This is a genomic window from Staphylococcus sp. HMSC062H10, assembly GCF_001836945.1.
In the GTDB taxonomy this organism is placed as follows: domain Bacteria; phylum Bacillota; class Bacilli; order Staphylococcales; family Staphylococcaceae; genus Staphylococcus; species Staphylococcus aureus.
Map to the genome: position 1 here is coordinate 531,703 of NZ_KV830972.1, position 23,324 is coordinate 555,026.

At 32.8% G+C, this 23,324-nt stretch carries 23 protein-coding genes; 1 reads left to right on the top strand and 22 read right to left on the bottom strand.

Features of this window, described 5'->3' with window-relative positions; genetic code table 11:
* Positions 1-75: 75 nt before the first annotated feature.
* The 4 genes from rpoD to HMPREF2658_RS05225 all read right to left on the bottom strand — a co-directional run bounded on the left by rpoD (position 76) and on the right by HMPREF2658_RS05225 (position 4,718).
* The gene (gene rpoD, locus HMPREF2658_RS05210; RefSeq protein ID WP_001283055.1) at positions 76-1,182 is read right to left on the bottom strand and encodes an RNA polymerase sigma factor RpoD; all 1,107 of its coding nucleotides are present in this window, start codon (positions 1,180-1,182) and stop codon (positions 76-78) included.
* A 223-nt stretch (positions 1,183-1,405) separates the two neighbouring features.
* The gene (dnaG, locus tag HMPREF2658_RS05215) at positions 1,406-3,205 is read right to left on the bottom strand and encodes a DNA primase (protein WP_001217237.1); all 1,800 of its coding nucleotides are present in this window, start codon (positions 3,203-3,205) and stop codon (positions 1,406-1,408) included.
* Positions 3,206-3,265: 60 nt separating this feature from the next.
* A complete protein-coding gene (locus tag HMPREF2658_RS05220; RefSeq protein WP_000411298.1) occupies positions 3,266-4,084 on the bottom strand; it encodes a pyruvate, water dikinase regulatory protein in 819 nt (272 codons plus the stop codon).
* Positions 4,085-4,094: 10 nt separating this feature from the next.
* Positions 4,095-4,718, bottom strand: a complete 624-nt coding sequence (locus HMPREF2658_RS05225) for a transcriptional regulator CcpN (protein ID WP_072468919.1) — start codon at positions 4,716-4,718, stop codon at positions 4,095-4,097.
* Positions 4,719-5,052: 334 nt separating this feature from the next.
* Between HMPREF2658_RS05225 and HMPREF2658_RS05230 the strand changes: the two genes are divergently transcribed.
* On the top strand, positions 5,053-6,444 hold the full coding sequence (locus tag HMPREF2658_RS05230; RefSeq protein ID WP_001030077.1) for a glycine--tRNA ligase: 1,392 nt from the start codon (positions 5,053-5,055) through the stop codon (positions 6,442-6,444).
* A gap of 150 nt (positions 6,445-6,594) precedes the next feature.
* Here the strand turns inward: HMPREF2658_RS05230 and recO are convergent, their stop codons facing one another.
* The 18 genes from recO to hemW all read right to left on the bottom strand — a co-directional run bounded on the left by recO (position 6,595) and on the right by hemW (position 22,952).
* The gene (gene recO, locus HMPREF2658_RS05235) at positions 6,595-7,341 is read right to left on the bottom strand and encodes a DNA repair protein RecO (RefSeq protein ID WP_001557361.1); all 747 of its coding nucleotides are present in this window, start codon (positions 7,339-7,341) and stop codon (positions 6,595-6,597) included.
* Between the two features lie 27 nt (positions 7,342-7,368).
* Complete coding sequence (gene era, locus HMPREF2658_RS05240; RefSeq protein ID WP_000134765.1) at positions 7,369-8,268, bottom strand: GTPase Era; 900 nt, start codon at positions 8,266-8,268, stop codon at positions 7,369-7,371.
* Positions 8,269-8,673 (bottom strand): cytidine deaminase, encoded by a 405-nt coding sequence (gene cdd, locus HMPREF2658_RS05245; protein ID WP_000121871.1) that lies wholly within the window; start codon positions 8,671-8,673, stop codon positions 8,269-8,271.
* A gap of 10 nt (positions 8,674-8,683) precedes the next feature.
* Positions 8,684-9,028, bottom strand: a complete 345-nt coding sequence (locus tag HMPREF2658_RS05250) for a diacylglycerol kinase family protein (protein WP_000819532.1) — start codon at positions 9,026-9,028, stop codon at positions 8,684-8,686.
* Between the two features lie 2 nt (positions 9,029-9,030).
* On the bottom strand, positions 9,031-9,498 hold the full coding sequence (ybeY, locus tag HMPREF2658_RS05255; RefSeq protein ID WP_000494130.1) for an rRNA maturation RNase YbeY: 468 nt from the start codon (positions 9,496-9,498) through the stop codon (positions 9,031-9,033).
* Positions 9,499-10,446 (bottom strand): PhoH family protein, encoded by a 948-nt coding sequence (locus tag HMPREF2658_RS05260; RefSeq protein ID WP_001117767.1) that lies wholly within the window; start codon positions 10,444-10,446, stop codon positions 9,499-9,501.
* Between the two features lie 303 nt (positions 10,447-10,749).
* Positions 10,750-11,448, bottom strand: coding sequence for an SPOR domain-containing protein (locus HMPREF2658_RS05265; protein ID WP_000110602.1), 699 nt, complete (start codon positions 11,446-11,448; stop codon positions 10,750-10,752).
* Positions 11,449-11,464: 16 nt separating this feature from the next.
* Positions 11,465-12,454, bottom strand: a complete 990-nt coding sequence (gene floA / locus HMPREF2658_RS05270) for a flotillin-like protein FloA (RefSeq protein ID WP_000492114.1) — start codon at positions 12,452-12,454, stop codon at positions 11,465-11,467.
* Between the two features lie 17 nt (positions 12,455-12,471).
* A complete protein-coding gene (locus HMPREF2658_RS05275; RefSeq protein ID WP_001802667.1) occupies positions 12,472-13,155 on the bottom strand; it encodes an NfeD family protein in 684 nt (227 codons plus the stop codon).
* A 242-nt stretch (positions 13,156-13,397) separates the two neighbouring features.
* The gene (gene rpsU / locus HMPREF2658_RS05280; protein WP_000048060.1) at positions 13,398-13,574 is read right to left on the bottom strand and encodes a 30S ribosomal protein S21; all 177 of its coding nucleotides are present in this window, start codon (positions 13,572-13,574) and stop codon (positions 13,398-13,400) included.
* Between the two features lie 292 nt (positions 13,575-13,866).
* Positions 13,867-15,213: a tRNA (N(6)-L-threonylcarbamoyladenosine(37)-C(2))-methylthiotransferase MtaB gene (mtaB, locus tag HMPREF2658_RS05285; protein ID WP_070854231.1), complete on the bottom strand. Its 1,347-nt coding sequence runs from the start codon at positions 15,211-15,213 to the stop codon at positions 13,867-13,869.
* A 6-nt stretch (positions 15,214-15,219) separates the two neighbouring features.
* Positions 15,220-15,972, bottom strand: a complete 753-nt coding sequence (locus tag HMPREF2658_RS05290; RefSeq protein ID WP_054194575.1) for a 16S rRNA (uracil(1498)-N(3))-methyltransferase — start codon at positions 15,970-15,972, stop codon at positions 15,220-15,222.
* 1 nt (position 15,973) lies between these two features.
* Positions 15,974-16,912, bottom strand: coding sequence for a 50S ribosomal protein L11 methyltransferase (gene prmA, locus HMPREF2658_RS05295; RefSeq protein ID WP_001104614.1), 939 nt, complete (start codon positions 16,910-16,912; stop codon positions 15,974-15,976).
* Between the two features lie 3 nt (positions 16,913-16,915).
* Positions 16,916-18,055 (bottom strand): molecular chaperone DnaJ, encoded by a 1,140-nt coding sequence (gene dnaJ / locus HMPREF2658_RS05300; protein WP_001119019.1) that lies wholly within the window; start codon positions 18,053-18,055, stop codon positions 16,916-16,918.
* Positions 18,056-18,190: 135 nt separating this feature from the next.
* Positions 18,191-20,023 carry a molecular chaperone DnaK gene (dnaK, locus tag HMPREF2658_RS05305; RefSeq protein ID WP_054194574.1) on the bottom strand — a complete coding sequence of 611 codons (1,833 nt, stop codon included), beginning with the start codon at positions 20,021-20,023 and terminating at the stop codon, positions 18,191-18,193.
* A gap of 68 nt (positions 20,024-20,091) precedes the next feature.
* Positions 20,092-20,718, bottom strand: coding sequence for a nucleotide exchange factor GrpE (gene grpE, locus HMPREF2658_RS05310; protein WP_000182215.1), 627 nt, complete (start codon positions 20,716-20,718; stop codon positions 20,092-20,094).
* Positions 20,719-20,749: 31 nt separating this feature from the next.
* Positions 20,750-21,727 carry a heat-inducible transcriptional repressor HrcA gene (gene hrcA / locus HMPREF2658_RS05315; RefSeq protein ID WP_000627143.1) on the bottom strand — a complete coding sequence of 326 codons (978 nt, stop codon included), beginning with the start codon at positions 21,725-21,727 and terminating at the stop codon, positions 20,750-20,752.
* Positions 21,728-21,827: 100 nt separating this feature from the next.
* Entirely contained in the window at positions 21,828-22,952 is a 1,125-nt protein-coding gene (hemW, locus tag HMPREF2658_RS05320; protein WP_000218098.1) for a radical SAM family heme chaperone HemW, read from the bottom strand.
* Positions 22,953-23,324: the final 372 nt, after the last annotated feature.

The window sequence follows — 23,324 nt, forward strand, 5'->3', positions numbered from 1 at the left end:
TCAAGTTAAATCTTAATCTAAAAATAAACAAGCGCTTATTCATGTCTTGGTATCAATCATTAAAATTGATATAAATTAATCCATAAAGTCTTTCAAACGTTTACTACGACTTGGATGTCTTAATTTTCTAAGTGCTTTTGCTTCGATTTGTCGAATACGTTCACGTGTAACACCGAAAACTTTACCAACTTCTTCAAGTGTTCTTGTTCTGCCGTCATCAAGACCAAATCTTAATCGTAATACATTTTCTTCTCTATCAGTTAATGTATCAAGTACATCTTCTAATTGCTCTTTTAATAATTCATAAGCAGCATGATCTGAAGGACTTTGTGCTTCCTGATCCTCAATAAAGTCTCCTAAATGACTATCATCTTCTTCACCAATTGGTGTTTCTAATGAAACAGGTTCTTGCGCAATTTTTAAAATTTCACGAACTTTTTCTGCTGGTAAATCCATTTCTTCACCAATTTCTTCTGGTGCTGGATCTCGACCTAAGTCCTGTAACAATTGACGTTGAACACGAATTAATTTATTAATTGTTTCTACCATATGCACAGGGATACGAATCGTACGTGCTTGGTCAGCAATTGCACGAGTGATTGCTTGTCTAATCCACCATGTTGCATATGTTGAAAATTTAAATCCTTTGTTAAAGTCAAATTTTTCAACAGCTTTAATAAGACCCATATTACCTTCTTGGATTAAATCAAGGAATAACATACCACGACCTACATATCTTTTAGCAATACTTACAACTAAACGTAAGTTCGCTTCTGCAAGTCTCGATTTTGCTACTTCATCACCTTGTTCAATACGTTTGGCTAATTCGATTTCTTCTTGTGCACTTAATAAGTTAACACGCCCAATTTCTTTAAGGTACATTCGAACTGGGTCATTTATTTTAACACCTGGAGGGGCACTAAGATCACTTGGATTCAGTTTCTCGTCAGTATCTGAACTATCTTTTTCATTAACTAGTGAAATATCATTATCATTTAATTGATCAAAGAAATCATCCATTTGATCAGAGTCGATATCGAAATTCTGAAGTTTTTCAGCAATTTCTTCATGACTTAAATGACCCTCTTTTTTACCTTTTTCAATTAATTGCTTCTTAACATCTTCTAATGTTAATGTCGGATCAATTGTTTGTTTTTTAATTTTAACTGTGTTATCAGACATGAAACGGCCTCCCGATTTTAAATATGAACTTTCGAAATTTATTCAATATTGCTATTTTAAACTAAATTCTTAATTAATTCATCCATATTTTTAATTTTATTTTACAAATAGGAACTAATCCCAATATTTATTTTTCAATAGTGTTGTTTAAATGCGGTAACTATCATTTACCCTTATACATTTTGACATAATCATTATTCGTATTATTCTTTAATACCACATGCTACATGCGTTCTTTATTCTTAGCAACAATTTGCTGTAAATAGTATTTCTGTAATTCTACATCGCCAATCCTTGTAGCTTCCCTTAATTTATGATTCAATGACTCAATGGTTTCTTGTCCGTTTTCATTAATAACATTGACATAATCATCAATTTCATTTTCATATGGTTCGTCATTCAAACTATATTGTTCTAGGCTAATTAATGTTTCTCTCAACTCATTTGAATTAACATACTGTACAGCATCACTGATATTATATTGATCATTTTCCGCATAAAAATCATGTAAGACTTCGAATACATATTTAAAATGCTGATTTGTGAAGTTATCCTTATCAACACTTTCATAATAATTTAAAAATGTATCTTTATCTCTCATTAAATGTTTTAAAAATGCTCGCTCTGCTTTTTCTTGACGGCTCAAATTGTCAAATTGTGCCATACCAATTGGCTCAGGTTCAATATAACCGCCATACTCATCTTCTGGATAATAATTGGCTGGTGCTTGATTGAATTGTATTTCGTTAGCTAATTGCTCAGGACTAACATTGAAAAATGGCGCAACATCATTTATAGCCTTTTGTTGTAGAATTGATGACTTCATAAATGAAATGTCATGACTCAGTTCTTTCAAATAACGTTCATATGAAAGGTCATTATGTGCAATTTCATCTTTTAATATACTCACTTTATAATGTGCAAATGACTTTTTGTCATTTTTTACAAAAGCAGTAAATGCGTCGTTGCCATACTTACCAATGTATTCATCAGGATCCATGCCAGATGGCAATTGTATAACAAATACATTTAGCCCTTGCTGTAACAAATGTTGACCTGTTTTAAGTGTTGCTTCACTACCCGCAAAATCCCCATCAAACATTAATGTTATATTTGATGTTAACTTTCGTATAAAGGTAATATGTTCATCTGACAACTGTGTACCCATTGTTGCAACAACGTTTTTCAAGCCAGCAGTATCAGATTTTATAACATCCATAAAACCTTCTAGTAATACAATTTCATCTAATTTTCTAATTGATTTACGCGCTTTATCTAAGTTGTATAACAACTTTCTTTTTTGAAAAATAGGTGTTTCAGGACTATTTAGGTATTTTGGTTCTTGACCGGTATATGTTCGGCCTGAATATCCAACAATTCTTCCTTGCGCATTTTTCAAAGGAAACATAATACGATTTCGAAATCTATCGTAATAACTGAAGTTTTCTTCATTACGTGATAATAATCCGGCTTCATATGCTAATTCAATATCGTAACCCTTTTTTTGAAGAAAATCATGACAAAAATGTGAGCTATCGGGTGCAAAGCCAATGCCTCGCTCTTTAATAAGCGCATCTGTAAAACCACGTTCTAGTAAGTATGTTAATGCTTTTTCGCCTTCGACTGTCTTTGTTAAAGCGTAATAGTAAAATTCTTGTATTAACTCATGCATTTCGATCATTTGTAAATCATCAGAAGCAATTTGAACATTTGAGTTAGATTGTGTTGCCTCAATATCTACAGCAACATTAACTCTATCACCTAATTCTTTAACCGCTTCAACAAATGATATGTCTTTAATTTCTTGAGTAAATTGAAAAACATTGCCACCTTTTTTACAACCAAAACAATGACAAATTTGTTTATCTTCAGAAACTGTAAATGAAGGTGTCTTTTCATCATGAAAAGGACACAAACCTATATAATTGCGTCCTCTCTTTTCTAATTTTACATATTCACTTACCAAGTCTAAAATGTCGGTTTTATCTTTTATTTCATTAATGATCGATTGATCTATTCGCAAATTAAATCACCTATTAAGCATTAGTTATACTATTATACCTAATTTTTGACAAAAATGAAATCATTTCGATTTATTTTGTTCAATATAATGGATTATATCGTTTGCTGTTTCTTCGATTGCTTTTTGAGAAACATCAATGACAGGACATCCAATTTCACTTACGATTTCTTCAAAGTAATTCAATTCTTCTTGAATTCGTGCTTCTGTTGCATATCGAGCTGTGTCACCTAGTCCTAATTGTTTTAGTCGCTCTTTTCTAATACGATTTAATTTTTCTTCACTTATTTTAAGTGCGATACATTTCTTTGGATCAATATCATATAAGCCATCTGGCGGTGTCACTTCTGGTACAATCGGTACATTCATAACTTTGTAACTCTTATGCGCTAAATACTGGGATAATGGTGTCTTTGAAGTTCTCGAAATACCAAGTAAAACAATATCAGCTTTAGGTAATCCTTTAGGATCTTTACCATCATCATATTTAACTGCAAACTCTATCGCATCAATTTTCTTGAAATATGCATCATCTAATCTATGAACGATACCTGGCTCATTATAAGGTTTTTCTTCAACCGATGCTGATAATAAATCCATTAATGGCCCCATAATATCGACGGACTTCAATTGGAATTCTGCTACTTTCTCACTCATATATTGCTTCATTTCAGGTTTAATAAGTGTATAAACAATGATAGCATTTGTATCTTTAGCAACTTGAATCACTTCATCAACATCTTCAAAAGATTCAATATATGGATATCTTAATAATTCATTTTTACATTGCTTAGGATTAAATTGTGAAATACCTGCCCTTGCAACTAACTCTGCCGTTTCACCTATAGAATCTGAGGCTACGATAATTTTAATTTTTTCCATTACTTCTCACCTATTCTTTATATAATGCTACTAATAACTTAGCTATTGTTGTTTTGGAAATTCTCCCAATTACTTCATACTTTTGATTATCTTTTTTTCTTACAATTGGAATCGAATCAATTTCTTTTTCAATCATTCTATCTGCTGCGTATATGACTAATTCGCTTTCCTCTAAATAAGTGACATTAGGCATACGTGTCATATTTACACTGATAGGTACTGTATGAATATCTGCTCCAATCATTGAAGCTCTTAATAAATCTTTTCTTGAACACACACCAACAAAATCGTTATTTTCATTAATAATAAATAATGTACTTACATCTTCTAAAAAAATTGTACAAATAGCGTCATAAACTGTTGTATTCTCTCTTAGCACAACAGGTTGAGACATATAGTCCTTAACCTCAAATTGTCGAAGTTTTTCATTAAAAAATTTACCTTTTGATTTACCTGAATAATAATATCCAACTCGGGGACGCGCTTCTAAAAAACCTGACATTGTTAATATCGCTAAATCTGGTCTGAGCGTTGCTCTTGTTAAATTCAGCTTATCTGCTATTTGTTCACCAGTAATGGGTCCTTGAGTTTTAACAATTTCGATGATTCGTTCTTGTCTTTGACTGAGTTCTATAGGTCTTCACCCCTTTTTTATTCACTTATTATTATACCGATATTTCTTTCATGTCACAAACACATTAATTTTACTTGCCTTTAAATAATCTATCAATTAGAATAAACGTACAGCGAGTTAAGGATAGTGTAAGCTTAACAATAAGATTGGCGCAACGAATCATTTTAAAATAAAAGCGAGTGACTACACTAATTTGGGTGGAACCGCGGGTTAAATACGTAACTTATTTTGTATTATATACAATTTAAAATATTAACTCGTCCCATGGAAGTAAAGCATATTTACTATGCTGTTATTTTCCATGGGGCGTTTTCATGTATGAGGAGAGGTAATTATGGCAAAAGATATGGATACAATTGTTTCATTAGCAAAACACAGAGGTTTTGTGTTCCCTGGTAGTGATATTTACGGTGGTTTATCAAACACATGGGATTATGGTCCTTTAGGTGTTGAATTAAAGAATAATGTTAAAAAAGCTTGGTGGCAAAAATTCATTACACAATCACCGTTTAACGTTGGTATCGATGCTGCAATCTTAATGAATCCAAAAGTATGGGAAGCTTCAGGACACTTAAACAACTTCAACGACCCAATGATTGATAATAAAGATAGTAAAATTCGATATCGCGCTGATAAATTAATTGAAGATTATATGCAAGATGTTAAAGGTGATGAAAACTTCATTGCCGATGGTTTAAGTTTTGAACAAATGAAAAAAATTATTGACGATGAAGGTATTGTTTGTCCTGTAAGTAAAACTGCTAACTGGACTGAAATTCGCCAATTCAATTTAATGTTTAAAACATTCCAAGGTGTAACTGAAGATTCTACAAATGAAATTTTCTTACGTCCTGAAACCGCACAAGGTATTTTTGTAAACTATAAAAATGTGCAACGTTCAATGCGTAAAAAATTACCATTTGGTATTGGTCAAATTGGTAAATCATTCCGTAATGAAATCACTCCAGGTAACTTCATTTTCAGAACAAGAGAATTTGAACAAATGGAACTTGAATTCTTCTGTAAACCTGGTGAAGAAATCGAATGGCAAAATTATTGGAAAACTTTTGCAAGTGACTGGTTAACAAGCTTAAATATGAGCAGTGATAATATGCGTTTACGTGATCATGATGAAGATGAATTATCTCATTACTCAAATGCAACAACTGATATTGAATATAAATTCCCATTTGGTTGGGGTGAGTTATGGGGTATCGCAAGTCGTACAGACTTCGACTTACGTAAACATGCTGAACACTCTGGTGAGGATTTCAGATACCACGATCCAGAAACGAACGAAAAATATATTCCATATTGTATCGAGCCATCACTTGGTGCAGATCGTGTAACATTAGCTTTCTTATGTGATGCATATGATGAAGAAGGCGTTGAAGGTAGTAAAGATGCACGTACAGTTTTACACTTCCATCCTGCATTAGCACCATATAAAGCAGCGATTTTACCTTTAAGTAAGAAATTATCTGGCGAAGCGATTAAGATTTTTGAGCAATTAAGTTCTAAATTCTCAATCGATTTCGATGAATCACAATCTATCGGTAAAAGATACCGTCGTCAAGATGAAATCGGTACACCTTATTGTGTAACATTCGACTTTGATTCATTAGAAGATAATCAAGTTACAGTGCGTGACAGAGATTCAATGGAACAAGTTCGTATGCCAATCTCAGAGTTAGAAGCTTTCTTAACTGAAAAAACAAAATTCTAATTAAAAAGACTCTCCACCATATGTGGTGGCTATATAATTTATAAAAAGAGATACTGGTTAGTAAAATTGCCAGTATCTCTTTTCTATTCGAAAAAGGTATTCAAATAAACACATTTATGTGGCTACTTGAATACCTTTTATTATTTTATGTTATTGTTCCAATCTTTTTAATTGGTTGATTAGTTTCTGACTTTTAAAAAACATACCTGCATATTCACGATATAACATTAAAATGATATCTGACATTTCATCAATAATTTCTTGATGGATATTCAATGAATTCATTTTATCTATTGGTAATTTTTGTAATACATCTAATAAATATAGTGTTTTATTCGATAATATAACTGCATGTACATCTTTAGAGGCCTCTTGCCTTGAAATCGCACCGTCAAACTTAAAACTATAACCTATTAAATCTGCTTGTGTGTCATTACCACTCACAGCACAGCGATTAAATGATGCGGTAAAACCAAATCGTTTCATACACTTTAACATAACAACGACTGACATTAACTGTGCAGATGTACCTGATTCTATTTTTTCAAGAACAAATTGTAATAATTGATAGTTATATGGTGCAATGTCCCCTTCATCCATTGAACGCTCAATAGTTTCAGCTGCCAGAGACGCATAACTGCTTACGTAAAGGTCCATTTGTAATTTATAATGTTGACTAATAACATCTACAGAATTTAACGTTCCCATACCTCGCCACTGATTGTAAATAAACAAACCATAAACAAACAATTGCGTTTGCGCTTGCAAACCCGTCTTAACTTTTTTAGCACGCCTTGCCATAAGTGGTACTTTTGCACCATGCTCATTTAAAATCGTGATAATTTTATCAGATTCACCATAATCAACTGCTTTGATGATAATCCCTTTTTGGCGCATTAACAATTATCTTCACCACTTTTAAGATTAATCTTGGTCTTCAACATAACCAATTTGGCGAATAAAGTTAACTTTGTTTCGCCAGTCTCTTTGAACTTTGACCCATAATTCCAAGTAAACTTTAGAGCCTAGAAGCATTTCTATATCACGTCTCGCACGTTTTCCTACTTCTTTTAACTTTTTACCGCCTTTTCCAATGACAATTCCTTTTTGCGAATCTCTTTCAACATATATAGTTGCTTCGATATGAACACGATCTTCGCTTTCTTTAACCATACGGTCTACATTTACACCAATCGCATGAGGGATTTCTTCACTTGTAAGATGAAGGATTTTTTCACGAATGATTTCACCCACTACAAATTGTTCAGGATGGTCTGAAATTTGATCATCTGGATAATATTTAGGTCCTTCGGGTAAATACGTCTTTAATACATCAATAAAATGATCTACATTTAGCCCTTCTAATGCTGAAATTGGTACAATCTCTGTAAAGTCCATATAACTTTGATATTCTTCAATCTTTGGCATTAATTCATCTGGATGCACTAAATCTATTTTATTTAATACTAAAAATACTGGTGTCTTAACATTTTTCAACATTTCTATAATATATTCATCGCCCCGTCCAATTTCCTCATTGGCATTAACCATAAACATGATTGCATCTATCTCAGATAATGTATTTTTAGCGACTTTCATCATATAGTCACCTAATTTGTGTTTAGGTTTATGAATACCTGGCGTATCAATGAATATAATTTGCGCATCATCTCTTGTCATTACACCTTGAATTTTATTTCTAGTTGTTTGAGCTTTATCGGACATGATTGCTATTTTATGGCCAATCACTCTATTAACAAATGTTGACTTCCCAACATTTGGTCTACCTATAATTGAAACAAATCCTGATTTATGTTCTGTCATTTATTCTAAATCCTTTCCTGAAAATCCAAATGGTAGTAACTCTGCGACTGTCATCATAACCATATCTCCTTTATGATTTGTCATATACACAGGCATATCATCATCACATAATTCCTTCAAAACTTGACGACATGCACCACAAGGTGATGACGGTTTATCTGCATCTACGGTTACAGTTATTGATTCAAAATCACCTGGTCTGTATCCTTGAGAAATTGCCGATACCAAACTAGCTCGTTCAGCACATATCGATAATGGATAAGAAGCATTTTCTACATTGGTACCATAAAAAGTTCTACCGTCTTTCGTTTTTAAATAAGCCCCTACTTTAAAATGACTGTATGGCGAATATGATTCTTGTTGTGCTTTTCTAACTTCTTGAAAATAATGAGGTTGATAACTCATATATGCCTCCCTAAAATAACGCTATAAAATGTGGTAAAAATACTATTAAACCTATAATAAATGCTAATATTGAAACTATAAGTACACTAAAAGCCGCTATATCTTTAGCGTATTTAGCTAAATCATGATATTCAACGGTCACTAAATCTACAACATATTCAATAGCAGTGTTTAAAGCTTCAACAGTGAGAACTAATGCAATAGCAATGAGTATAAAAATCCACTCAATCCGATTAATATTTAGTACGAGACCAAAGACAATAGCAACAATCATTGCAAACACATGTAAAAGAAATTTATAGTCTTTTTGAATTAAGATTTTCAGCCCATCAAGTGCATATTTAAACCTTTTCATAATTAGTCTCGTGTTAATCCATATGCGTTTAATATTGTATCTTGTCGACCAAACATTTCCTTTTCATCCGCTTCAGTCATATGATCATAACCTAATAGATGCAAAAATCCATGTAATGCTAAAAATCCTAATTCTCGTTCAAAAGAATGTCCGTAATTGTTTGCTTGTTCTTGCGCTACATCCGTACAGATAATTATATCCCCTAAAACACGTGGTATATCAAGACCACTAAAATCAATATCTGGCTCATCTTCTTCTAAAGCAAATGAGATTACATCTGTAACTTTATCTTTATCTCTATATGTTCGATTAATTTCTTGTATTTCTTGTTTATCTACAAATGTAACAGAAAGCTCAGCATCGTCTTCTATATGCTCTTCTTTTTTAGCAAATTCTAATAAATCTTCAATTTGTTTATACCAAGCATCTTTAACTAAGCCTGTGTGATCGCTAAAATCTATCGTAAACATTTAATTCTCTCCTTCATAATGTTCAATGATCTTACTTACCAATGGATGTCTTACTACATCGCTCTGATCTAATTTCAATATACTTATACCTTTAACGTTGTGTAACCTACTGACCGCTTCCTTAAGTCCACTTTTAACACCTTTAGGTAAATCGATTTGAGTTTGGTCACCAGTAACTACCATTTTTGAGCCAAAACCTAGTCTTGTTAAAAACATTTTCATTTGCGCATGTGTCGTATTCTGCGCCTCATCAAGAATTACAAATGCATCTTCTAATGTTCGTCCGCGCATATATGCAAGTGGCGCTATTTCGATAATGCCTCTTTCAATAAATCGCTCTGTTTGTTCACGCCCAAGAACAGTATATAAACCATCATATAAAGGTCTTAAATATGGATCTACCTTTTCTTTCAAATCTCCTGGTAAAAATCCAAGTGACTCTCCTGCTTCAACAGCAGGTCTTGTTAATACAATACGTTTAACAGCACCTTTACGGAGTTGCTTTGCTGCATAAACTACAGCTAAGAATGTCTTACCTGTACCAGCAGGACCTATACCAAATACTAAATCATTATTTTTCATGGCATTAACATATATACGTTGCCCCATCGTTTTCGCACGAATCGTCTTACCAAAGGCATCTTTAGTTATCTCTTCATCATATAAATCTAACAGATGTTGAATTGTGTTATTATGCGCCATTTTAATAGCTGCTTCAACATCTTTAATTGTAATATTATTACCTAAATCAATAACCTTCAGCAAATTGATTAATACTGATTCCGCTTTTTCTACGTTTTCTATTTTTGTACCTTTAACGGCAACTTCTTGTCCTCTTGCATGGATGACAACATCGAAACTCTCTTCAATTGCTTTTAAATGTTCATCATTATTTCCAATTAAAGCTTGAGATTGGTTCATATCGTCTATTTGTATAATTCCAGGCATACACGCGCTCCTTTTCATATATCATTTATATTCATTCTATGATGCTTTAATATCTACTTAATTATATCATGCAATTGATTGATTTAAACATCTTTGCATTGACTTACTCATTTTTCTTTAATTTAAAAGAATCATTTATACTTTTCACCTTGTCATAAAAGCAGATTCAATTTTAGACTAATCAATTTTTCGTTGTAATTTAAATAACTCATATTTCTCGAAAGATTCTCTTTGTTTTTCAATTTTTCTTAACGTAAAAAAACAAGCAACTACCATTACGATAGTGCTTGTTTTCAAAAAATTTTATAATTGTTTTGGTTTAGCTAAAATTTCTGACCATATCATACCATTGATTACTTCATCTTTATCAAATTGGAACGCTGATTTAGTCAAATCTTTTTCGACATTTTGAGAATTAAGCAACTGCTTTAATTTCAAACGTTTTGTACGTTCAGATAAGTATTTATCCTCAATAATATCTCTAGCACGTTTTTCCATTTTAGCAATTTGCTTTTCTTTTTCTCTATCAATGTCAGTACGAATCGTTTTAATATCATCTCTAAGTGATTTTTCTAATTGACGTCTAATTTCGTCAGAATTATCTTGTCTAGAAGGTCTATGTTTCTGTTCCACCGGTTCTGCTTTAGGCATTGTAATTGGTTTCTCTGTCATCGGTTTTGTTTCTTGTTGTTTTTTAGGTGCCATAGGTTCTACAACAGGCTTCGATTTAGGCTCTTCCTTTGGAAGTTCATCGAATAAAGGTGGTAACGTATCATCATATTTTCGTTTCGATGATTTCTTTTCTTCTTCATTTAATTCTTCACTTATTTCTTTAAACGTTCGCTCAATTTCTTCAAAAAAGCCACCTTTTTTTGGTTCATTATCGGTAGATGTTTTTTGAGGTGGCTTTTGATTTTGTCTATCTTTATGACTATTTTCGCGCATAGTAGTAATGATAGAAATGATCACTGATATGACAAAAATTAGAATACCGACACTCATTTAATCACCTCTCGACTTAATGTTCAGGTGACTCATCATCACTTTGATCAGTTCGTTTATTAATTGCATTTCTCATGCCTGTATCAGCTTCGATATTTTTCAAATTATAATAATCTTTAACACTGATATTACCTGAACGTAATGCTTCAGCCATAGCCAATGGTACTTCAGATTCGGCTTCAACTACTTTAGCATGCATTTCTTGTACACGCGCTTTCATTTCTTGCTCAGTTGCTACAGCCATAGCTCTACGTTCTTCAGCTTTTGCTTGTGCAATATTTTTGTCTGCTAATGCTTGTTCAGTTTGTAAGTCTGCACCAATATTTTTACTAATATCAACGTCAGCAATATCAATTGATAAAATTTCAAATGCAGTACCTGAATCTAAACCTTTGCTTAATACTGTTTTAGAAATATTATCTGGGTTTTCAAGTACTTCTGTGTGATGCTTACTAGAACCAATTGTTGAAACGATACCTTCACCAACACGTGCGATGATTGTTTCTTCACCAGCACCACCAACAAGTCGAGCAATATTAGCTCTAACTGTGATACGAGCTTTGGCTTTCACTTCAATACCGTTCATTGCTACACCTGCGATAAATGGTGTTTCAATGACTTTAGGATTAACAGACATTTGAACCGCTTCTAATACGTCACGTCCTGCAAGGTCAATTGCAGCAGCACGTTCGAAAGGAAGATCAATGTCAGCACGTTGTGCAGCAATATTAGCGTCAACAACTCTGTCAACATTTCCTCCTGCTAGATAATGCGATTCTAATTGGTTTGTTGTTAATGCTAGTCCTGCTTTATGCGCTTTAATTAATGGCGCTATAACTTTTCTTGGAGATACACGACGTAAACGCATACCAACCAATGTACCTATACCAACATGAACGCCAGCTGCTAACGCTGAAATCCATAAGCCAATCGGTACAAATGAGAATAAAATAAGTAATGCAACTACTATAATAACTGCTATTACGATAAAACTTAAACTAAACATGGTATCGCTCCTTTTAATTAATCTACTTCCCTCACAACTACTCTTGTTCCTTCAACTTCAAGGATTTTTACCGTTTTATTGCGTAAAATAAAGTTGCCATCTGAAACAGCATCAATACGTTCATTTTCACAAAAAATAATCCCTGCAGGTCGAAGATCTGTAACTGTTTGAGCAGTCTTTCCTACGAGGTGCGAGCGGTTATCATGAGAATTGTAACCTGACTCAGAATTAGTTGAATCTTTTAAGATAACTTTATCCAAAAACGGAATCTTTCTGTTGAAAATCTTCACTAATATCACCCATTCTACAATCGTTAAAATCAAGGCAACGATAACATTCGCAAGCATAAATAGCAAATTATCTCCGAGCGTTGTTATGCTTATAGTTATCAGTATCATGCCAATAATACCAATTACTGCACCAACTACAAATAATTCAATTACAACTAATATAACGCCAATTGAGAATATTAAGATAGAATGCATATTGACATTTCCTTGGATTAGAAATCCCAAAAATAAAATAAGTAATGATAATGTGGCGATAATACCAGCTGCATTGATTTTTTTAGAGTAAAGTTGATATACAAATCCTAAGAATGTCAAACAGGTTAATATTAACGTAAAAATAGGTTGAACAATTATATTACTAACTTGTTCAACCCAAGTATCTCCAGCCGTTGATTCCAAGATAGTTGTCATTTGTAAAAAATTATTATAACTCACAATTTCACCTCGCCCTCACATTAATTATACATGAAATTGAATATACTTTATAGTTATAAGAACCTATAGAATATCAATTTGATTATTTATAAACTATATAACTTTTTAAATTAAAAATTGACAACAAAAAAACATCACATATTAGTGTCAGACACTAACTTGTGATGTTTATTTTATATAATTAATATTCGTGTTGAGGGAGTCAACAGAGGTATTAATTATTTGAATTTACGTTTACGTGCAGCTTCTGATTTCTTTTTACGTTTTACGCTTGGTTTTTCGTAAAATTCACGTTTACGTACTTCTTGGATTGTTCCACTTTTAGAAACTGAACGTTTAAATCTACGTAACGCATCTTCAAGTGATTCATTTTTACGTACTACTGTTTTAGACATCTGTATTTCCCTCCCTCCAAATATCAACGGAACTTTATAGTCAATTGCACAGTAAAACTATGCATTTATAAGTATAATATATCTGTAATTTATGGTCAATTAGTAAATTGTTTTTTATTTGAAACATATTTCACATCAAAATCACAAAGACTTTTAGATTTTGTTCTAAAAATCTCTTAATAATTTATTTAATGAGAAGAGTTGCTTATATAGTATATTGTGAAGCCGTTAAAACAACGTTACAAAACCTATATCTTTAATACGGAACCTTATGGTATGAATCAAGGAATACTTAAACTAAAACTTCTCTATCAGATTTATTTGTTGCGAAATCAACAACTTTAATTGCTTGCCCTTCATTTAATGGATAATTTGCTTGCGTAATTTTAACTTTTACAATTTGACCTATGAGTGATTCGTCACCTTCAAATTGTACTTTCATATAATTATCTGCATATCCAACTAATGTACCTTCTGTGTCACCCTGTTCCTCAGGAATTACTTCAAGCACATCTTGATCAAATTTAGACGCATATAACTTTCCGAGTTGATTGCTTAGCGTAATTAACTTATGCACGCGTTCATTTTTAATTTCTTCATCAATTTGGTCATCCATTCTTGCAGCTGGCGTGCCAATTCTAGGAGAATAAGGGAAAACATGCAGTTCAGAGAACTTATGCTTTACGATAAAATCATATGTTTCTTGGAACTCAGCTTCAGTTTCACCTGGGAAGCCAACAATTACATCACTCGTAACTGCCAAGTCTGGTAAAGCTTTATGCAATTTTGTTAATCGTTCTGAAAATCTATCCATTGTATACTTACGTCTCATACGTTTTAATACTGTATCTGAACCAGATTGTAATGGAATATGCAAATGACGAACAACTTTTGTTGAACGTTCTAAAACGTCAATTACTTCATCTGTATGTTGACTTGCTTCAATTGAAGAAATTCGAATTCGTTCTAATCCATTAATCGTTTCAAGATCACGTAATAATTGGGCCAAGTTATAATCTTTTAAATCTTGACCATATCCACCTGTATGAATTCCCGTCAATACAATTTCCTTATATCCTGAATTCACTAGTTGCGTCGCTTGTTCAACTACTTTTTCCGGATCTCTTGAACGCATTAAGCCACGAGCCCATGGAATAATACAGAATGTGCAGAAGTTGTTACAACCTTCTTGAATTTTTAATGACGCACGTGTTCTATCTGTAAAATAAGGGACATCTAATTCTTCATATTTACGATTTTTCATGATATTTCCAACACCATTAATTGGTTGGCGTTCTTTACGGAATTCGTCAATGTAACCTAATAGTTTATGTCTATCTTGTGTACCAACTACTACATCGACACCAGGAATTTCCATAATTTCAGCTGATGAAGTTTGCGCATAACAACCTGTTACACAGATTACAGCATCAGGATTTTGTCTTATTGCACGTCTAATAATTTGACGACTTTTTTTATCACCTGTATTTGTTACTGTACAAGTATTAATAACAAATACATCAGCATTCGCTTCAAAGTCAACGCGCTCATAGTTTGCTTCTTTAAATAATTGCCAGATTGCTTCAGTTTCATAATGGTTTACTTTACAACCTAATGTGTGAAACGCAACTGTTGACATAAATATTCACCCCATTAATTCATTTTCATAACTTATTGCACTTAACGCATACAATGGCGCAGTTTCTGCCCGTAAAATTCTCGGTCCAAGACCAACAACTGTACTAGTATTACTAAATAATGAAATTTCATTTTCTGACAAACCACCCTCAGGACCAAAAATCATCAACACTTTATCCTGAGCCTTGAATTGTTGTAAAGTTTGCTTGAAATTGCTTAACTCACCATCTTTTGCTTCCTCTTCATATGCAATAAGAATATAGTCATAATTATCAATAGTATCACAAATTAATTTTAAATTCGACTCGAATTGAATAGATGGAATCACTAAACGATAGCTTTGTTCAGCAGCTTCTTTAATTATTTTTTGCCAACGTTCTATCTTTTTGGCAACTTTTGCCTCGTTTAATTTAACAATTGAACGTTCCATGCTAACAGCTATAAATGATGAAGCACCCAATTCAGTAGCTTTTTGTAGCAACCACTCATATTTGTCAGCTTTAATTAGTCCACTGCAAATCGTAACATCAACTGGCAATTCTGTATTAATATTTTGTTTTTCTTTTAAATCAACTGCGATTTTATCACTTGTTATATCAGCAATTTCACATAAATAAACTGTTTGATCATTAAAAGTTAAAATAATTTTACTACCAACATCATATCTCATTACATTTGTTATTTGATGAATATCTTCTTTTTTTGTAATAAAAAAACGCTGACTTACATCAGCGTTTTGGTCTATGAAATAACGTTGCACATTATTCACTCACTTTCTGGCCAACAAGACAAACCCAACCGTTGTCATGTTGTTCTGAAATAATTTTAAAACCTACACGCTCCATATGTGACTGTATACCTTCATACTTCTCTTTTATAATACCAGAAGTAATAAAATAACCGCCTTCATTTAGAGTATTATAAGCATCTTCAATCATTTCATCAATAATATGCGCTAAAATATTTGCTATTACAATATCAAATTTTTCTGTTTCGTCTTTCAATAAGTTACCTGGAACAGCTTCAATTAACGTTTCACAATGATTTCTTCTGAAGTTTTCTTTAGCTACACTCACTGCCATTTCATCAATATCCAACGCTTTAATACGTTTTACACCGATTAGATGACTTGCAATACTTAATATACCTGAGCCAGTACCAACATCAATTACTGAATGCTGTGGCAATACATATGTTTCTATTGCCTTCAAACACATACTTGTAGTCGGATGATCTCCTGTTCCAAAAGCCATACCTGGGTCGAGCTCAATGCAAAGCTCTTCATCCGCTTCTTTAGCATATGTTTCCCAACTAGGGACTATTGTGAACTTCTTCGACGCTCGGAATGGATGGAAATAGTTTTTCCATTCATTTTCCCAATCCGTTTCTGCAATGATTTGCTCACTGAATTGAACGTTATGTTGATCAAGTTCATCTAAATTTAATAACTCATCTTTAATTCGCTGTCGCAACTTATCATCATAAGTCATCTCATTAAAATAGGCTTTCAATCTTACTCCCTTATCTGGATAATCCTCTTTTTTCAAAGCGTAAATTTCACCGTATTTATCTTCTGGTTGGTTAATTAAATCATCTGAATCTTCTATCACGACACCATTTGATCCATGATTTTCAAGTATATTGGTAGCCAATTCTACTGCTTCATGATTAATAATAATTGAAAGCTCTGTCCAGTTCATACTTTATTCTCCCTTAAAGAATCTTTTTGCTCTATCTTTAAAATTCGAAGGTTGTTCATTAATTTCTTCGCCATTTAATTGGGCAAATTCTTTCATTAGTTCTTTTTGTCTATCTGTTAATTTAGTAGGCGTTACTACTTTAATATCAACATATAAATCTCCGTATCCATAGCCATGAACATTTTTTATACCCTTTTCTTTTAAGCGGAATTGCTTACCTGTTTGTGTACCAGCAGGAATTGTTAACATAACTTCATTATTTAATGTTGGTATTTTTATTTCATCGCCTAAAGCTGCTTGTGGGAAGCTAACATTTAATTTGTAATAAATATCATCACCATCACGTTTAAATTTTTCAGATGGTTTAACTCTAAATACTACGTATAAATCACCAGCAGGTCCTCCATTCACACCTGGAGAACCTTCACCAGCTAATCTAATTTGTTGTTCATTGTCAACACCTTCAGGTACTTTCACTTCTAATTTAACTGTTTTATTTTCAGTACCTTTTCCGTGACATGTTGGACAAGCTTCTTCAAATTCTTGACCACTTCCATTACATTTAGGACAAACTTGTTCAGTACGAACTCTACCTAAAATTGTATTTTGTTCTACAGCTACATGACCAGCGCCATTACAGTAACTACAAGTCTTTTTACTTGTTCCAGGCTTTGCACCATCACCATGACATGTTTCGCATGTTACATCTTTACGGATTGAAATTTCTTTTGTTGTACCAAATACCGCTTCTTCAAATGTCAATGTCATTGTATACTGAAGATCATCACCTTTTTGCGGTGCATTTGGATCTCTTTGTCTGCCGCCACCGAAGAAAGAGCTAAAGATATCTTCAAAACCACCGCCACCGAAGCCACTAAAACCGCCAAAGTCAGAGCCATTGAATCCTTGTCCACCAAAACCTTGTGGACCGTCATGTCCAAATTGATCATAGCTTGCGCGTTTATTATCATCACTTAAAACTTCATAGGCTTCAGAAATTTCTTTAAACTTTTCATCTGCACCTTCTTCTTTGTTAATATCTGGATGATATTTTTTCGAAAGCTTTCGATACGCTTTTTTGATTTCATCTTTTGAAGCATCTTTACTAATGCCTAAAACTTCATAATAGTCTCTTTTGGCCACAGCTATCTCTCCTTTTCTTAATTAACTCATATAGTTTAACGTAATATGTCATACTATCCAAATAAAAAGCCAAAGCCAATGTTCTATTGACTTTGACTTTTCAGATCATGACAACATTCTAATTGTATTGTTTAATTATTTTTTGTCGTCGTCTTTTACTTCTTTAAATTCAGCATCTTCTACAGTACTATTGTTGTTTTGACCAGCATTAGCACCTTGTGCTTGTTGTTGCTGTTGAGCCGCTTGCTCATATACTTTTGCTGATAATTCTTGAATCACTTTTTCAAGTTCTTCTTTTTTAGATTTAATATCTTCTATATCTTGACCTTCTAAAGCAGTTTTAAGAGCGTCTTTTTTCTCTTCAGCAGATTTTTTATCTTCTTCACCGATATTTTCGCCTAAATCAGTTAAAGTTTTTTCAACTTGGAATACTAGGCTGTCAGCTTCGTTTCTTAAGTCTACTTCTTCACGACGTTTTTTATCTGCTTCAGCGTTAACTTCAGCATCTTTTACCATACGGTCGATTTCTTCGTCTGATAATGAAGAACTTGATTGAATTGTAATTCTTTGTTCTTTATTTGTACCTAAGTCTTTTGCAGTTACATTTACAATACCGTTTTTATCGATATCAAACGTTACTTCAATTTGAGGTTTACCACGTTCAGCTGGTGGAATATCAGTCAATTGGAATCTACCAAGTGTTTTATTATCTGCAGCCATTGGACGTTCACCTTGTAATACGTGTACATCTACTGATGGTTGATTATCTACTGCTGTTGAATAGATTTGAGATTTAGATGTAGGAATCGTAGTGTTACGTTCAATTAACGTATTCATACGTCCACCTAAAATTTCAATACCTAAAGATAGTGGTGTTACGTCTAATAATACTACGTCTTTAACGTCACCTGTGATAACGCCACCTTGGATTGCAGCTCCCATAGCCACTACTTCGTCCGGGTTTACGCCTTTGTTAGGTTCTTTACCGATTTCTTTTTTGACAGCTTCTTGTACTGCTGGAATACGAGTTGATCCACCAACTAAGATAACTTCATCGATATCTGAGTTTGTTAAGCCAGCATCTTTCATTGCTTGGCGTGTAGGTTTCATTGTTCTTCTAATTAATGAATCTGATAATTCCTCAAATTTAGAACGAGTTAAGTTTACTTCTAAGTGTAATGGACCGTTTTCACCAGCTGAGATAAATGGTAATGAGATTTGAGTTTGCGATACACCTGATAAGTCTTTTTTAGCTTTTTCAGCAGCATCCTTCAAACGTTGTAATGCCATTTTATCTTGAGATAAGTCTACGCCATTTTCTTTTTTAAATTCTGCAACTAGGTAGTCAATAATTACTTGGTCAAAATCATCACCGCCAAGTTTGTTGTCACCGGCTGTTGATAGTACTTCGAATACACCGTCACCTAATTCTAGGATAGATACGTCAAATGTACCGCCACCTAAGTCAAAAACAAGAACTTTTTCATCTTTATCAGTTTTATCTAAACCATATGCTAATGCTGCAGCTGTTGGTTCATTAATGATACGCTCAACTTCTAAACCAGCAATTTTACCAGCATCTTTAGTTGCTTGACGTTCAGCGTCGTTAAAGTATGCAGGTACTGTAATTACAGCTTTGTCAACTTTCTCACCTAAATAGCTTTCAGCTGTATTTTTTAAGTTTTGTAAAATCATAGCTGAGATTTCTTGTGGTGTGTAAGATTTACCTTCAATATCTACTTTATAATCAGTACCCATATGACGTTTAATAGATTGAACAGTATTTGGGTTTGTAATAGCTTGACGTTTAGCTACTTCACCAACTTGAGTTTCTCCATTTTTGAAAGCTACAACAGATGGTGTTGTACGTGAACCTTCAGGGTTTTGAATTACTTTTGGCTCATCGCCTTCTAATACTGTTACACATGAATTTGTTGTACCTAAGTCTATACCAATAATTTTACTCATAATAAAATTCCTCCATTTAATCATTAAATTAATTTGATTTTAAACAATGTCGTTTCGCCAAATTTAAGTTATTGGTTTACTTTGACCATTGATGGTCTTAATACTCTATCTTTAAGCTTGTATCCTTTTTGTAGTTCTTGAGTGATTTCGCCAGATTCAAAATCAGGGTTATCATCTTGAACTACAGCTTGGTGAATATTTGGATCAAATGCTTCACCTTCAGTTTTAATAACTTCAAGACCATTATCTTTTAGTGCGTTAATCAAACTTTCATGCACCATTTGTACACCTTTTTGAAGAGATTTAAAAGTCTCATCATCACCTTCAATTTGAAGTGCACGTTCTATATTGTCTATTGCTGGTAAAATATCTGTTAACACACGTTGTGCTTGATATGTTTTATTTATTTCATTTTCTTTTTGAATTCTACGCTTATAATTTTCAAACTCAGCGTAGAGCCTTAAATATTTCTCTTCGTTTTCATCTGCTAATTGTTGAAGTTCATTAATTTTTTGATCTTTTGGATCTATTTCTTCAATAACATTCTCGTCAGACGTTTCTTCTATTGCTTCATCTTGTAAATGACCTTTACTTTCTTCAGCTTGTTCAACTGAATCATCAATATTTTGCTTGACGTTTGTTTCTTCAACTGTTGATTCAGTATTTTTTTCAACTGATTCGTCTTTATTTGTCATTTTCTGTCCTCCAATACTTTCTAATCCATCATTACCAAATTCTATTTAATAATTGAATGACATTTTGATAATGCATAGCTGTAGGTCCAATCACAGCGATTTGACCTTTTAACGTTTCATCAAAATGATATTGACTTGTTACAATTGAAATATCACTTAAGCTGTCATCAATTTCATTACCAATTTTAACATTAATATTTGGTGAAGATATATCTTGTAATAATTCTGCAATTCTATTTGATTCTATATATTGTAGAATGGGCTGAATTGAAGATACATTACTTTCATTCAATGCATCAATAAGTTTAACCTTTCCACCCATATAAATGCTATTACTTTGATTAGAAATATGATTATTCATCGTATTTAACAATTTATTGATAAATATTTCTTCCTGCTCTGATTGAACAAAAGAGATAATATCATCTTGTAAATTCTGATTAAACTCAGTTAGTTTGTTCGTAACAAAATTTGAAATTGTATTTAGTTTGTCATTACTAAACGGTATGTCTGAAGCAAGATGTACATGCTCAACATGACCTGATGAAAATACGATAACCATTATAACTAAATTAGGATTAGCACGAATCAAGTGTACATTATTGATAATATCTTGTTTATGATTAGGATGAACAACTAAAGTTGTATATTGAGATATATTTGATAATTCATCTGCAAAATATGTCAATGCTGATGATACATCATATTGATTCTCAACTAACAATTGATTTAATCGTCTTAATTTATTTGTTTTTTGATGAGATGTTTGTTCAAGTAAACGATTGACATAATACCTAAAACCTAATTGTGATGGCGAACGCCCTGAAGAACTATGTGTCTTTTCGATATAGTTTAAATCTTCAAGCTGTTTCATCTCATTTCTAATTGTAGCAGGACTAACATTCAAGTTATGTCGCTCAATTAGTGTTTTAGAACCAACGGGTTGTCCAAAATCAACATAATCCTCAACAATTGCGTTTAATATACTCAATTGCCTATCTGTAATCATGTTTTCACCTCATTAGCACTCGCTTATCTCAAGTGCTAATTATAATTTATCAAATTGGTCAAAGTAAGTCAATGTTAAAGACTCGAAATTTCACATTTTTTTAATCATTTATTAGGAAAGCTTCAAAAACCTCATTACCAATGACTTTCCCTCGATTTGTAAGTGCAATCGCATCGTTCTTTTCTACAATTAATTTCTTCTCTTTTAAATTATTTATTGTTTGACCAAAGACACTTTCAATAGATTGGTCAAACTTCTTTTTGAACCTACTACTACTCACACCTTCATTTAAACGCAACCCAAGAAACATTTCTTCTTCCATTCTCTCAGTCAAAGAAGGTTTATTTGATACTAAAATTGCTTTGCTTTCTTTATTTATAGCTTTGATATAATGATTCACTGGATTGATATTCGTATAACGAACACCATCTACATAACCACTTGCACCTGCTCCAAATCCATAATATTCCTCATTAAACCAGTAAACCTTATTATGTTCTGATTCATGGCCATCTAATGCAAAATTAGATATTTCGTATTGATGGAAAGGAGATTGTTCTATCTTAGACATCAGCAACTGATACATGTCAGCACCTAAATCCTCATTAGGAAGTTTGAGCAAACCTTTTCTATACATATTATAAAATTGGGTTTTAGGTTCAAGTATTAAGCCGTAACTCGAAATATGTTGAATATCCATATCTAAAGCTAGATCTAAACTTTGTTCAAAATCTTCAATCGTCTGTTTCGGTAAATGATACATTAAATCTAAACTGATTGATTTAATACCTGCGTTTTTAGCATTTAACACCGAAGCGTAAATATCTTCAGTATTGTGCGTTCTACCTAAAACAGACAATAACTCCGGCTTGAATGTCTGAACGCCCATTGAAATTCTGTTTACTCCATATTTCTCTAATAGTTGGACTTTCTCTTTAGTTAACTCATCAGGATTTGCTTCAAATGTATACTCACCTGTGATTGTAAACGTATCACGTATTGCTTTAAGTAATCTTTCCAACTGATTAATAGAAAGGGCCGTTGGTGTGCCGCCACCTACATACATGGTCTTTAAGTTCCTATATTTTGCTGTAGACATTTCTGTGATTAGTGCATCTAAGTACTCATCTACAGGTTGATTCTGTATAAAATATTTATTGAAATCACAATATGTACATATTCTTACACAAAATGGAATATGTATATATGCACTTTGTACCGTCATTTTAATGCCCCGCTTCTCAGACTTTTTATCCAATCGGCTATATCCTGTTGGACTATCTGCAATTATTCTTACTTTTAACTTTAACGTTTAATCAATGATTGTCTAATATATCGATTCATTTTAATATTTATAAATGTTAAGAGGGAGTGAGATAGAAATAATAAAGAACCACTAATGATTTATTATGTAGTGGCTCTTACACATTAGCCGGAGGTAATATGTACTTAAAAATAGAATTACATGAGTTAAACTCATGCATAAGGGAGTGGGACAGAAATGATATTTTCGCAAAATTTATTTCGTCGTCCCACCCCAACTCGCATTGCCTGTAGAATTTCTTTTCGAAATTCTCTGTGTTGGGGCCCCATTGTT

What these genes read in the sequence shown, in the direction of transcription:
- HMPREF2658_RS05250 (WP_000819532.1), bottom strand. Translation starts at nt 9,028, where the DNA reads ATGAAAAGGTTTAAATATGCACTTGATGGGCTGAAAATCTTAATTCAA.
- floA (WP_000492114.1), bottom strand. Translation starts at nt 12,454, where the DNA reads ATGTTTAGTTTAAGTTTTATCGTAATAGCAGTTATTATAGTAGTTGCA.
- rpsU (WP_000048060.1), bottom strand. Translation starts at nt 13,574, where the DNA reads ATGTCTAAAACAGTAGTACGTAAAAATGAATCACTTGAAGATGCGTTA.
- cdd (WP_000121871.1), bottom strand. Translation starts at nt 8,673, where the DNA reads ATGAGTTATCAACCTCATTATTTTCAAGAAGTTAGAAAAGCACAACAA.
- recO (WP_001557361.1), bottom strand. Translation starts at nt 7,341, where the DNA reads ATGCGCCAAAAAGGGATTATCATCAAAGCAGTTGATTATGGTGAATCT.
- hemW (WP_000218098.1), bottom strand. Translation starts at nt 22,952, where the DNA reads ATGACGGTACAAAGTGCATATATACATATTCCATTTTGTGTAAGAATA.
- hrcA (WP_000627143.1), bottom strand. Translation starts at nt 21,727, where the DNA reads ATGATTACAGATAGGCAATTGAGTATATTAAACGCAATTGTTGAGGAT.
- HMPREF2658_RS05260 (WP_001117767.1), bottom strand. Translation starts at nt 10,446, where the DNA reads ATGCCTGGAATTATACAAATAGACGATATGAACCAATCTCAAGCTTTA.
- ybeY (WP_000494130.1), bottom strand. Translation starts at nt 9,498, where the DNA reads ATGTTTACGATAGATTTTAGCGATCACACAGGCTTAGTTAAAGATGCT.
- HMPREF2658_RS05220 (WP_000411298.1), bottom strand. Translation starts at nt 4,084, where the DNA reads ATGGAAAAAATTAAAATTATCGTAGCCTCAGATTCTATAGGTGAAACG.
- HMPREF2658_RS05230 (WP_001030077.1), top strand. Translation starts at nt 5,053, where the DNA reads ATGGCAAAAGATATGGATACAATTGTTTCATTAGCAAAACACAGAGGT.
- era (WP_000134765.1), bottom strand. Translation starts at nt 8,268, where the DNA reads ATGACAGAACATAAATCAGGATTTGTTTCAATTATAGGTAGACCAAAT.
- dnaK (WP_054194574.1), bottom strand. Translation starts at nt 20,023, where the DNA reads ATGAGTAAAATTATTGGTATAGACTTAGGTACAACAAATTCATGTGTA.
- grpE (WP_000182215.1), bottom strand. Translation starts at nt 20,718, where the DNA reads ATGACAAATAAAGACGAATCAGTTGAAAAAAATACTGAATCAACAGTT.
- mtaB (WP_070854231.1), bottom strand. Translation starts at nt 15,213, where the DNA reads ATGTCAACAGTTGCGTTTCACACATTAGGTTGTAAAGTAAACCATTAT.
- rpoD (WP_001283055.1), bottom strand. Translation starts at nt 1,182, where the DNA reads ATGTCTGATAACACAGTTAAAATTAAAAAACAAACAATTGATCCGACA.
- HMPREF2658_RS05275 (WP_001802667.1), bottom strand. Translation starts at nt 13,155, where the DNA reads ATGACAACTATCTTGGAATCAACGGCTGGAGATACTTGGGTTGAACAA.
- HMPREF2658_RS05265 (WP_000110602.1), bottom strand. Translation starts at nt 11,448, where the DNA reads ATGAGTGTCGGTATTCTAATTTTTGTCATATCAGTGATCATTTCTATC.
- prmA (WP_001104614.1), bottom strand. Translation starts at nt 16,912, where the DNA reads ATGAACTGGACAGAGCTTTCAATTATTATTAATCATGAAGCAGTAGAA.